This is a genomic window from Streptomyces sp. NPDC014870 (assembly GCF_043081505.1).
GTDB lineage: Bacteria > Actinomycetota > Actinomycetes > Streptomycetales > Streptomycetaceae > Streptomyces.
In genome coordinates, this window is sequence record NZ_JBIBWQ010000003.1 from 233,856 (window position 1) to 246,392 (window position 12,537).

The window sequence follows — 12,537 nt, forward strand, 5'->3', positions numbered from 1 at the left end:
GGCCCTCAGGGCCTTGACCGGAGGCTTCCGGCCAGCAGGGTCAGTCGCTGCCCAGCCAGCCGTTCCCACCGCCATTGGGTCTGCCGGTCGCGGTGTCCGTCGGGGTCGGTGACGTCGGCGTCGTCGGCGTCGACGGGGTGCCGGTCGGGCCTCCGTCGTTGCCGCCGTTCTGCCCGCCGTTGTCGTTGCACGGCCAGTCCCACACGTCACAGGTCTTGCCCGGGTCCGGCGTGGTGCTGGGCGTCTGCGACGGCGTCTGCGAAGGGGTCACGGTCGCCGACGGCGTCTGCGACGGGGTCTCGGTCGGCGTCGGGGTGGGGCTGACGGCGCCACCGCCGAAGACGGGCTCAGCGTCGAGGTCCTCCGGCTCCGGGAAGGACTCCTTGTCCATGCCCTCGAGCGCGTCGGTCATGTAGTCCTTCCAGATCTGCGAGGGGAAGGACGAACCGTGGATCTTGGGCTGGGCGCCGGTGCCGAACATCGACTCGAACTTGCGCCCCTCCTTGGTCTCGTCGTCGTCGAAGCGGTACATGTCGATGGCCGTCGACAGCGTCGGCGTGTATCCCACGAACCAGGCGGAGTTGTTGCCGTCGGTGGTACCGGTCTTGCCGGCCACGTCCCAGCCCGGGATGGCGGCCTTGCGGCCCGTGCCCTTCGGGTTCTCGACGACATCGCGCAGGACGTCGGTCACGTTGCCGGCGATCGCCGAGGAGAAGGCACGCTGGCCCTTCACCTCGTGCTTGTAGATGGTCTTGCCCTTCTCCGTCACCTCAGTGACCGAGAACGGCTCGTTGCGCTCGCCCTTGTTGGCGAAGGTCGCGTACGCCCCGGCCATACGGATGGCGCTCGGGTCGGAGATACCGAGGGAGAACGACGGCACGTTGGCCTTGACCAGCGAGCTCTCGCGCAGACCGGCCTTGACGGCCGTCTCACGGACCTGGTCGATACCGACGTCCATGCCGAGCTGCACGTACGGCGAGTTGGCGGAGCGGATCATCGCCTCGCGCAGGCTCATCGGGCCGTAGTCAGCGTCATCGTCGTTGACCTGCAGCCACTCCTCGCCCTTCTCGTTGTGCCAGATCGTGCCGTCGTAGTTCCTGATCTTCAGCTTGTTCTTGCCCGAGTAGCGGCTCTTGTTCGGGTCGACGATCGTGCGAGTGGACGCGTCCTGGGAAACACCCAGCTTCGGGTCCCGCACGCCGTACTCCATGGCCGCGGCCAGCACGAACGGCTTGAACGTCGATCCGACCTGCGCACCGGTCTGGTCGGCGTTGTTGGTGAAGTGCTTGGTGGCGTCCGTACCGCCGTAGATGGCGATGATCGCGCCGGTCTTCGGGTCGACCGAAGCCCCGCCGAACTGAACGTGCGTGTCGGTCTTGGGCCGCTTCTTCGGGTCGATGTGCTCGTCGTAGATCTTCTTGATCGAGTCCTCGAGCGCCTTGACCTTCTTCTTGTCGAAGGTCGTCTTGATCGTGAACCCGCCCCGGGCGAGCTGCTTCTCGTCCATCCCCGGGTAGTTGTTGATGAAGTTGGCCTTGGCCGTGCTCACCAGATAGCCGATCTGGCCGGTCAGCTGCGCGTTCTTCTTCGGCGGCAGCACCTTGGGGAAGGTCGGGTACTTGGCCCGCTCCTCCGCCGAAAGGCTCTTGTCCTTGACCATCTCCCCGAGGATCCAGTTCCAGCGCTCCGTGGCCCGCTCCAGGTTCGCCTTCGGCGTCGCCGCGGGGTCGATCTCGGTGGAACCCGCCGGGTCGTAGTACGTCGCACCCTTGAGGAGCGAGGCGAGGAAGGCGCACTCGCTCGGGTTCAGCTGCTTGGAGTCCTTCTGGAAGTACGTCCGGGCCGCGGCCTGGATACCGTAGGCACCGCGTCCGTAGTACGCGGTGTTCAGGTAGCCCTCCATGATCTCGGGCTTGTCCATCTCCGTACCGACCTTCATGGAGATGAACAGTTCCTTGACCTTGCGGGACAGGGTCTGCGACTGGTCGTTGAGCAGGCTGTTCTTCACGTACTGCTGGGTGATGGTCGAGCCACCCTGCGTCTGGCCGCCCTTGGCCATGTTCCAGACAGCACGCCCGATGCCCATCGGGTCGATGCCCTTGTCCTCGTAGAACGTCTTGTTCTCCGCCGAGATCACCGCGTTCTGCATCGCCTTGGGGATCTCGCCGATGCCCACGATCTGCCGGTTGACCTCGCCACCGGTTGCGGCCATCTGGGTCCCGTCGGACCAGAGGTAGACGTTGTTCTGCGCCGTGGCGGCCTCGTCGACCTTCGGAATGACCACCTGGGAGTACGCGAACGTCGCCGCGCCCATCAGCAGGCCGAGGAACGCCAGGCAGAGTCCCGAGACGAGCTTCCAGGACGGCACCCAGCGGCGCCAGCCGTACTTGTTGTGACGCGGGTAGTCGATGAGCCGCTTCTTGCCGGGCGGACGACCCCCACTACGGCCGCGACCGGGGCCATCGCCCTGTCCGCCGCCCCCACCACCGCGCCGGCCACCACCGTGACCAGCGCCGTGACCGCCCGCGCCGCCCTCGGGCGCGCGTCGACGGCCGCCGCGCTGGGCGGCACGTCGCGCCTCGGCACGGCCACCGTAGGGGCGGTCCTCTTCTCCGTACCCCGACGAAGGGGAGCCGGTACTGACATCCCGTCCCTGGGCCGGCCGGCGGCCCATGGGCTGCTGGGCGGCGCGCCGGGCCGCCGCGCGGCCGCCGCGCGGCGGCTGCGACTGCGGCATTTTGCGACGATGCTCGCTCATCGAACGACTACTCCTCGGGCAGGCGCGTACGCCTGGAAGCGGCAGTTGAGTTCCGGTCCCCCCGAAATGCGCACGGCCAGGCCTCACCGAAGGCCCCTCCGTACCGCAGCCGGTCACCCGGAGCACTGACGCCCTGCGGCGTCGCTCGGTTCCCGGTGGTCTGCATGCCGCAAGACTACGCACGGCCAAAACCCTCCTAGAGCCGAAGTTCACCCCAAATCAGGCAAGTCGATTGCTGTGAATTGACGATGTGACGCCGGTCACTGTGGCCCCACTTGTCGCAGCTGTTCGGCCGTTCTATCGTCTGGATGTATCGAGTCGATACATCAGTACGGCATAAGGAACCCGGCAGCAGAGGAGGGCGACGGATGAGCAGGCGCTCGGGAATCCTCGAGTTCGCCGTCCTCGGTCTGCTCCGTGAAGCGCCGATGCACGGGTACGAGCTGCGGAAGCGGCTCAACACCTCGCTGGGCATCTTCCGGGCCTTCAGCTACGGGACCCTCTATCCCTGCCTCAAGACGCTGGTCGCCAACGGCTGGTTGATCGAAGAGCCGGGCAGCGCACCCGAGGACGCGCTCGCCGCTTCACTCGCAGGACGCCGCGCCAAGATCGTCTACCGGTTGACGGCCGAAGGTAAGGAGCACTTCGAGGAGCTCCTCTCCCACACCGGCCCGGACACCTGGGAGGACGAGCATTTCGCCGCCCGCTTCGCCTTCTTCGGTCAGACCGAGCGCGAGGTGCGGATGCGGGTACTGGAAGGCCGCCGCAGCCGGCTGGAGGAGCGCCTGGAGAAGATGCGCGCCTCTCTGGCCCGGACACGCGAGCGCCTCGACGACTACACACTTGAGCTGCAGCGCCACGGAATGGAGTCCGTGGAGCGCGAAGTGCGCTGGCTGAACGAGCTCATCGAGAGCGAGCGGGCGGGACGGGATCAGCGATCCGGCCCCGACGCCCCCGAGGGCGCCGCTCAGCACGACAACGAATCTGGAGAAACGGGCGGCCTGCCCCGGCACGGGGGCAGTACCCGGCCGGATCCGTCCGACGACACCGCCAAGTGAATCCCTGCATCCCGCAGGGCTTCCACGATCACACAGGGAGCAACCGGAATGGGTTCGGTTCGCGTAGCCATCGTCGGCGTGGGCAACTGCGCCGCCTCGCTGGTGCAGGGCGTCGAGTACTACAAGGACGCCGACCCGGCGTCCAAGGTGCCCGGCCTGATGCACGTCCAGTTCGGCGACTACCACGTCGGTGACGTCGAGTTCGTCGCCGCCTTCGACGTCGACGCCAAGAAGGTCGGCCTCGACCTCTCCGACGCCATCGGCGCCAGCGAGAACAACACCATCAAGATCTGCGACGTCCCGAACACGGGCGTCACGGTCCAGCGTGGCCACACCCTGGACGGGCTCGGCAAGTACTACCGCATGACGATCGAGGAGTCCGCCGAGGCCCCCGTCGACGTCGTGCAGGTCCTCAAGGACAAGCAGGTCGACGTGCTCGTCTGCTACCTGCCCGTGGGCTCCGAGGACGCCGCGAAGTTCTACGCGCAGTGCGCCATCGACGCCAAGGTCGCCTTCGTCAACGCCCTCCCGGTCTTCATCGCCGGCACCAAGGAGTGGGCGGACAAGTTCACCGAGGCCGGTGTCCCGATCGTCGGTGACGACATCAAGTCCCAGGTCGGCGCCACCATCACGCACCGCGTGATGGCGAAGCTGTTCGAGGACCGCGGTGTCCGTCTTGAGCGCACCATGCAGCTCAACGTCGGCGGCAACATGGACTTCAAGAACATGCTCGAGCGCGACCGCCTCGAGTCGAAGAAGATCTCGAAGACGCAGGCCGTCACCTCGCAGATCCCCGACCGCGAGCTGGGCGAGAAGAACGTCCACATCGGCCCGTCGGACTACGTGGCCTGGCTGGACGACCGCAAGTGGGCGTACGTCCGCCTCGAGGGCCGCGCCTTCGGTGACGTCCCGCTGAACCTGGAGTACAAGCTCGAGGTCTGGGACTCCCCGAACTCGGCCGGTGTCATCATCGACGCGCTGCGCGCCGCGAAGATCGCCAAGGACCGGGGCATCGGTGGCCCGATCCTCTCCGCGTCCTCGTACTTCATGAAGTCCCCGCCGGTGCAGTACTTCGACGACGAGGCCCTGGCCAACGTCGAGAAGTTCATCAAGGGCGAGGTCGAGCGCTAAAGCGCTGATCCACTTCGTCGATCGAGGGTCCCCGGGTCTTTCACCCGGGGACCCTCTTCGTATGTGAGTCTTGCTGCCATGCCCGTCGTACGTGATCTGCGCGTACTCCTGCGCCTGACGAACTTCCGCCGTCTCCTCGCCGTCCGCCTGCTCTCCCAGTGCGCCGACGGCGTCTACCAGGTGGCGCTCGCCACGTACGTCGTCTTCTCCCCCGAGAAGGAGACCTCTCCCGCGGCCATCGCCTCCGCCATGGCCGTGCTCCTCCTCCCGTACTCCCTCGTCGGACCCTTCGCCGGCGTGCTGCTGGACCGCTGGCAGCGCCGCCAGGTCTTCCTGTACGGGAACCTCCTGCGGGCCCTCCTCGCCTGCGGTACGGCCGTGCTGATGCTGGCCTCCGTACCCGACTGGCTCTTCTACGCCTCCGCGCTGTCGGTGACCGCCGTCAACCGCTTCGTCCTGGCGGGACTCTCGGCGGCCTTGCCCCGGGTCGTCGACGACGAGCGGCTCGTCGTCGCCAACTCCCTCTCCCCGACCGCCGGCACCGTGGCCGCGACGGTGGGCGGCGGTCTCGCCTTCGGGATCCGGCTCCTCTCCGAGGACTCCGACTCCGCCGTCGTGCTGTTCGGCGCCCTCCTCTATCTCTGCTCCGCCCTGGCCTCGCTGCGGATGCCCCGAGAGCTCCTGGGTCCCGATCCCGAGGTGGTCCAACCCCGACTGGGCGCCGCCCTGGCCTCGACAGCCCGCGGCCTGGTGGACGGGCTGCGCCATCTGGCCGAGCGGCGTCCCGCCGCCCGGGCTCTGACAGCGGTGACACTGATGCGCTTCTGCTACGGCGCGCTCACGGTGACCGTGCTGATGCTCTGCCGCTACGCCTGGAGCTCCACGGAGTCCGAAGGGCTCGCACTCCTGGGGCTCGCCGTCGCTGCCTCCGGAGCCGGTTTCTTCGTGGCCGCCCTCGTCTCGCCCTGGGCGATCGGACGGCTGGGCCCATTCGGCTGGATGATCGCCTGCGCAGCCTCGGCAGCCGTTCTGGAACCCGCACTGGGGCTGCCCTTCGCCCAGACCCCTCTACTGATCGCGGCCTTCCTTCTCGGACTCGTCACCCAGGGCGCCAAGATCTCGACGGACACGGTGGTGCAGATGTCCGTGGACGACGCCTATCGCGGCCGGGTCTTCGCCCTCTACGACACGCTCTTCAACGTCGCCTTCGTGGGCGCCGCCGCTGTTGCCGCACTCATGCTGCCCCCCGACGGCCGATCCGTCCCCGTCGTCGTGATGGTGGCCGTGGTGTACGCCTCGATCGCGCTGATGCTGTGGCGGCAACGACAGAAGGGGTGATGTTTCACGTGAAACATCACCCCTTCCACACTCGAGCCCGTCGATGTTTCACGTGAAACATCGACGGGCTCGACTCAGCTCTGAGCCGCCCACCATTCCTTGAGCGCCGCGACAGCCGCCTCGTGCTCCATCGGCCCGTTCTCCAGACGCAGCTCCAGCAGGAACTTGTACGCCAGCCCGACAGCCGGGCCGGGGCGGATACCGAGGATCTCCTGGATCTGGTTGCCGTCCAGGTCGGGCCGGATCGAGTCCAGCTCCTCCTGCTCCTGGAGCTGCGCGATCCGCTCTTCCAGTCCGTCATAGGCGCGCGAGAGCGCACCGGCCTTGCGCTTGTTCCGCGTGGTGCAGTCCGAGCGGGTCAGCTTGTGAAGGCGCGAGAGAAGCGGGCCGGCGTCACGGACATAGCGACGGACGGCAGAGTCGGTCCACTCACCGGTGCCGTATCCGTGGAAGCGCAGATGCAGCTCCACCAGGCGCGAAACGTCCTTGATCATCTCGTTCGAGTACTTCAGGGCCGTCATGCGCTTCTTGGTCATTTTCGCGCCCACCATCTCGTGGTGGTGGAACGAGACGCGACCGTCCTTCTCAAAGCGGCGAGTGCGCGGCTTACCGATGTCGTGCAGCAGCGCGGCCAGGCGCAGCACGAGGTCCGGCCCGTCCTCCTCCAGGTCGATCGCCTGGTCGAGGACGGTCAGGGAGTGCTCGTAGACGTCCTTGTGTCGGTGATGCTCGTCGCTCTCAAGCCGCAGCGCCGGCAGCTCGGGAAGCACATGGGCCGCGAGGCCGGTGTCGACCAGGAGGCCCAGTCCCTTGCGAGGGTGAGCGGAGAGCAGCAGCTTGTTGAGTTCCTCACGGATCCGCTCCGCGGAGACGATCTCCAAGCGGCCGGCCATCTCCGTCATCGCGGCGATGACCTCAGGGGCTACCTCGAAGTCGAGCTGCGCCGCGAACCGGGCGGCGCGCATCATGCGAAGCGGGTCGTCCGAGAACGACTCCTCCGGCGTTCCAGGGGTCCGCAGGACCCGTGCCGCGAGGTCATCGAGGCCGCCGTGCGGGTCGATGAACTCCTTCTCCGGCAGGGCCACGGCCATGGCGTTGACCGTGAAGTCACGTCGGACGAGGTCTTCCTCGATGGAGTCGCCATAGGAGACCTCAGGCTTGCGCGAGGTGCGGTCGTACGCCTCCGAGCGGTACGTCGTGACCTCGATCTGGTAGCCGCTCTTCTGGCAGCCGACCGTGCCGAACGCGATGCCGACCTCCCAGACCGCGTCGGCCCAGGGACGGACGATCTTGAGAACGTCCTCAGGGCGGGCATCTGTCGTGAAGTCGAGATCGTTGCCGAGCCGTCCGAGCAACGCGTCCCGCACCGAGCCGCCGACCAGCGCGAGGCTGAACCCTGCCGTTTGGAATCGGACGGCGAGGTCGTCGGCGACAGGGGAGACGCGCAGCAGTTCACTGACGGCGCGGCGTTGCACCTGGCTCAGTGCGGTCGGGGTGTCTTCGTTGGCGTTCGGCACAACAGAAAAGGGTACGTGCCCCGACCCTGGGCAGCGTCCCCGTTTTCCCACGGAGCGACCGCCTTGTCCCCATCGGCTGGAGCAGTCCCCGGCACTTGCCCCCGGCGTGCCTCGTTACCATGCCTGGACACAGCAACGGGGAACCACCGACACCACTGATACGACGAGGACGGGCGAGCGCGTGGCCGAGGCGGCAGACATCCAGGGGACCCTTCCCTCACCTGCCCGTCGGTGGCTGCGGCGGACGGCGTCCCTCCTTGCCGGGGCACCGCTGCTCGCCGGACTCCTTCAGGGCGCCGTGGCCACGCCGGCCATCGCCGCCGAGGACGCCACCTCTTCGCGAACCGTCGATGTGTCTCTCGACACGCTGGCACCCAGCGCACCGGTGGAGGGTGACACGGTCACGCTCGCCGGCTCGGTGACCAACAAGGGCAAGCAGACCGTGACCGACGCCACGGTGGACGTGCGGGTCGGCCCCAGGATGACGAGCCGGAGCGAGATCGAGCAGGTCTCCGGCCGTACCGGCTACCGGCCCGGGAGCGACCCCGCTGCCCTCGGCGGCGCCTACGCGGTCAAGATTCCCCGGCTGGCGGCCGGGCTCAGCCAGGAGTTCAAGCTCTCCGTCCCCGTCGACAAGCTCGGCCTCGACGACGCCGGGGTCTACCAGCTCGGCGTCTCCCTCTCGGGTGAGACCTCCTCGCAGTCCGGGCAGCACGTGCTCGGGATCGAGCGCACCTTCCTGCCGTACCAGCCCGAGGCCACGGAGAAGAAGACCCAGCTCACGTACCTCTGGCCGCTGATCTCCTCTGCCCATGTCTCGGCCGAGACCGGCACGGACGACCAGCAGACGCCGGTCTTCGAGAACGACGATCTGGCCGCCGAGCTCGCCCCCGGCGGACGCCTCGACCACATGGTCACGCTGGGCAAGGAACTCCCCGTGACCTGGGTGATCGACCCGGACCTGCTGGCCACCGTCGACGCCATGACGAAGAGCTACCAGGTCAAGAACGGCACGGGCACGGTGCCCGGCAGGAACCAGGCCGTCGCCGAGCGATGGCTGGACGCGCTGCAGAAGGCCGTCGTCGGGCGCAAGGTCGTGGCCCTGCCGTTCGCCGACCCGGACATCGCCTCGCTCGCCCACCGCGGCAAGGACGTACCCGGCTCGCTGAGCCACCTCCAGCCGGCGACGGAGCTGGCCGGAACGACGGTGGAGACCATCCTTCACGTCAAGCCGTCCACCGACTTCTCCTGGCCTGTGGAGGGGGCTGTCGACCCTTCGATCATGGATGTCGCGACCTCGGCCGGCGCCCAGAAGGTGATCGCCCGCAGCGACAGCTTCCAGGACGACCTCCCGTACACGCCGACGGCGGCTCGACCGATCGGCGGTGGCACCACCGCCGTCGTCAGCGACGCCTACCTCTCGACGGCCTTCGAGGGCGACATGCTCCCCGCCGGGAACTCCACCCTGGCCGTCCAGGAGTTCCTGGCCCAGTCGCTCGCGGTCACCCTGGAACAGCCCGATCTGCAGCGCAGCATCGTGGTCGCCCCCCAGCGGATGCCGACCACCTCGCAGGCGCAGACCATGGCGTCAGCCCTGCGGGGTCTGTCGGCCGGCCGCTGGACCCAGCCCCTCGATCTCATCGCGGCCGCCTCGGTCAAGCCGGACCCTGACGCCGGCACCACGGTCCCGAGCACCTCCCGCTATCCGCGCGAGCTCCGGAAGCAGGAGCTTCCGGCCGAGGCCTTCCGCGACATGAAGGACACCCGGGCGGCCCTGGACGACTTCAAGGTCATCCTCACCCAGCCCGACCGCGTGGTGACGCCGTTCGGCAACGCGATCAGCCGTGAGATGTCCACCTCCTGGCGTGGTCAGGCCCCCGCGGCCTCGCTGTACCGCATCAGGGTGCACGAGTACCTCCAGAGCCTCACGCGCGAAGTCCAGCTGGTCGAGAAGTCGGATCTCACGCTCTCCGGCCGCAGCGCCACCATCCCTGTGACCGTCCAGAACAAGCTGCTGCAGGGCGTGGACGGCCTCGTGCTGCGGCTCACGTCGGGGAACAAGACCCGTCTGAAGCTCAATGACGGCGAGCCGGTCGCCGAGCTCCCGGTCAAGATCGGCGCGGGGCACAGCCAGTCCGTGAAGTTCGATGCCTCGGCCAACGCCAACGGGCCGGTGTCGATGACGGCCCAGCTGTTCACCAAGGACGGCACCCCCTACGGCGAGCCCATGCAGTTCACCGTGAAGGTCTCCGAGATCACCCCGACCGTGATGCTCGTCATCGCCGGCGGCGTCCTGCTCCTGGTCCTCGCCGGGGCCCGGATGTACACCCGCCGCAAGCGGGCTGCTGCCCAGAGCACCGAGGCGGAGGCCGCGGAGCAGGACGATCCCGGGCAGCCGAGTGACCCCACGCCGGACACCGCCCACGAAAGCGGCGACCCGTCCGGCCCGGGTGAGAAAGTGGACCGTTGAGCGATGTCGTGGCCGGTCGGCCGGGGACGATGAGGTGGGGTAACCATGAACGCGCCGTACGACGGTGACCGCGGGCAGGGCCTGGGTGGCACCGAGCCGTCCGGTGGAACGCCCGCGGCAGCCCCGGGACCCGGCCAGGCGCCGGTACCGCCACCGCAGCAGCCCGCCTCTGACCCGTACGCCCAGGACCCCTATGTCCAGGACGCCTACACCCACGATCCCTTTCAGGCTCGGGATCTGTCCGCGCAGGACCCGGTGACCGAGGCGCTCTACGACCGCGCCGCACACCCCCCACCCCCGCCGGGCACCTACCAGGAGCCGCAGCCGCTCTACCAGCAGCCTGCGGCGCCCGAGCACGGCCCGGACCCGCGGGTGTGGGCGCAGACCCCGGCGCCCGAGCCGGACGGCCCGTCGCGTCATCTGCCCTACGGTGACGACGCCCGCACGGTCCAGTTCACCGGTGTGGACGACCTCGTCACGCAGGCCGGTGACGAGAAGCCGGAACCGGACGCCTTCGCCCATCTCTACCGGGATCAGCAGACCCCCGGCCAGGTTCCCCCGCCCGCTCCGGAGCCGAACCCGATGCCCGCCCCTGCCCCGAAGAAGTCAAGCCGTGCCTCCGGGCTGCTGAAGTCCAGTGCGGTGATGGCGGCCGGCACCCTGGTCTCCCGCCTCACCGGCTTCGTCCGCAGCCTGGTCATCACCGGCGCGCTCGGCGCCGCGCTGCTCGGTGACACCTTCACCGTGGCCTACACGCTGCCGACGATGATCTACATCCTCACCGTCGGCGGCGGCCTCAACTCGGTCTTCGTTCCGCAGCTCGTCCGCTCGATGAAGAACGACGAGGACGGCGGCGAGGCCTACGCCAACCGGCTGCTGACCCTGGTCATGGTCGCGCTCGGCGCGATCGTGATCGTGGCGGTCTTCGCCGCCCCGGTGTTGATCCGGCTGATGTCGAACACCATCGCCGACGACGCAGCGGCCAACAGCGTCGCGGTGACCTTCGCCCGCTACTGCCTGCCCACGATCTTCTTCATGGGTGTGCATGTGGTGATGGGTCAGATCCTCAACGCCCGCGGCAAGTTCGGCGCGATGATGTGGACCCCGGTCCTCAACAACATCGTCATGATCGTGACGTTCGGCCTGTTCATCTGGGTCTACGGCACCTCCGCCGAATCCAGCATGGGTGTGCAGACCATCCCGGACGACGGCATCCGGCTGCTCGGTATCGGCACCCTCCTCGGCCTGGTCGTCCAGGCCCTGGCGATGATCCCCTACCTCCGCGAGACGGGCTTCCGCTTCCGCCCCCGCTTCGACTGGAAGGGCCACGGCCTCGGCAAGACGGTCAAACTCGCCAAGTGGACCGTCCTGTTCGTCCTCGCCAACCAGGCGGGCGTCCTCGTCGTCACCCAGCTGGCCACGGCCGCCGGTGAGGCCTCCGGCAAGAACGGCGCCGGCTTCCTCGCCTACTCCAACGCCCAGCTGATCTGGGGTATGCCGCAGGCCATCATCACCGTCTCGGTCATGGCCGCCCTGCTGCCCCGCATCTCCCGCGCGGCACACGACAACGACCCCGGCGCCGTGCGCGACGACATCTCGCAGGGTCTGCGGAACTCCGCCGTCGCGATCGTCCCGGTCGCCTTCGCGTTCCTCGCGCTCGGTGTGCCGATGTGCACCCTGCTCTACGCCTCCAGCGGCGTCCAGGCCGCCCAGGGCATGGGCTTCATCCTGATGGCCTTCGGCCTCGGCCTCATCCCGTACTCGGTCCAGTACGTCGTCCTGCGTGGCTTCTACGCCTACGAGGACACCCGGACGCCCTTCTACAACACGGTCATCGTCGCCGCCGTCAACGCGGCTGCCTCGGCGGCCTGTTACTTCGTCCTCCCGGCCCAGTGGGCCGTCGTCGGCATGGCCGCGTCCTACGGACTGGCCTACGCGGTCGGCGTCGGCGTCGCCTGGCGCCGGCTGCGCAACCGGCTCGGCGGCGACCTGGACGGCGCCCATGTCATGCGGACCTACGCCCGTCTCTGCCTCGCCTCGCTGCCCGCCGCGGTCGTCGCCGGCGCCGTCGGATTCGGCCTCTTGAAGCTGCTCGGGGAGGGCGCGCTCGGCTCGCTCGTGGCCCTGCTCGTCGGCGGTGTCGTCCTGCTCGGCGTTTTCTTCGTGGCCGCCAAGCGCATGCGGATCGCAGAGCTGAACTCCATGGTCGGTATGGTCCGTGGGCGCCTGGGACGGTAGGAAATCCGTGCCCGCGCAACCATCGTC

Annotated in this window: 7 protein-coding genes; 5 read left to right on the plus strand and 2 right to left on the minus strand. The window is 68.3% G+C overall.

Annotation, left to right across the window (positions count from 1 at the left end):
* Positions 1-40: 40 nt before the first annotated feature.
* Positions 41-2,758 carry a transglycosylase domain-containing protein gene (locus tag ACF09C_RS09645; protein ID WP_392090720.1) on the minus strand — a complete coding sequence of 906 codons (2,718 nt, stop codon included), beginning with the start codon at positions 2,756-2,758 and terminating at the stop codon, positions 41-43.
* A gap of 368 nt (positions 2,759-3,126) precedes the next feature.
* Here ACF09C_RS09645 and ACF09C_RS09650 point away from each other — a divergent pair, with 368 nt between their 5' ends.
* The 3 genes from ACF09C_RS09650 (at position 3,127) to ACF09C_RS09660 (ending at position 6,285) form a co-directional block, all read left to right on the plus strand.
* On the plus strand, positions 3,127-3,816 hold the full coding sequence (locus ACF09C_RS09650) for a helix-turn-helix transcriptional regulator (protein ID WP_362424059.1): 690 nt from the start codon (positions 3,127-3,129) through the stop codon (positions 3,814-3,816).
* Positions 3,817-3,864: 48 nt separating this feature from the next.
* On the plus strand, positions 3,865-4,947 hold the full coding sequence (locus ACF09C_RS09655; protein WP_392090723.1) for an inositol-3-phosphate synthase: 1,083 nt from the start codon (positions 3,865-3,867) through the stop codon (positions 4,945-4,947).
* 78 nt (positions 4,948-5,025) lie between these two features.
* Positions 5,026-6,285 (plus strand): MFS transporter, encoded by a 1,260-nt coding sequence (locus ACF09C_RS09660; protein ID WP_392090725.1) that lies wholly within the window; start codon positions 5,026-5,028, stop codon positions 6,283-6,285.
* Positions 6,286-6,359: 74 nt separating this feature from the next.
* Here ACF09C_RS09660 and ACF09C_RS09665 read toward each other — a convergent pair whose 3' ends face one another.
* Positions 6,360-7,802, minus strand: coding sequence for a CCA tRNA nucleotidyltransferase (locus ACF09C_RS09665; protein ID WP_392090728.1), 1,443 nt, complete (start codon positions 7,800-7,802; stop codon positions 6,360-6,362).
* Between the two features lie 181 nt (positions 7,803-7,983).
* Between ACF09C_RS09665 and ACF09C_RS09670 the strand changes: the two genes are divergently transcribed.
* Positions 7,984-10,272, plus strand: a complete 2,289-nt coding sequence (locus ACF09C_RS09670; protein WP_392090730.1) for a DUF6049 family protein — start codon at positions 7,984-7,986, stop codon at positions 10,270-10,272.
* Positions 10,273-10,317: 45 nt separating this feature from the next.
* Positions 10,318-12,510 carry a murein biosynthesis integral membrane protein MurJ gene (murJ, locus tag ACF09C_RS09675; protein ID WP_392090733.1) on the plus strand — a complete coding sequence of 731 codons (2,193 nt, stop codon included), beginning with the start codon at positions 10,318-10,320 and terminating at the stop codon, positions 12,508-12,510.
* The last annotated feature ends 27 nt before the right edge of the window (positions 12,511-12,537 follow it).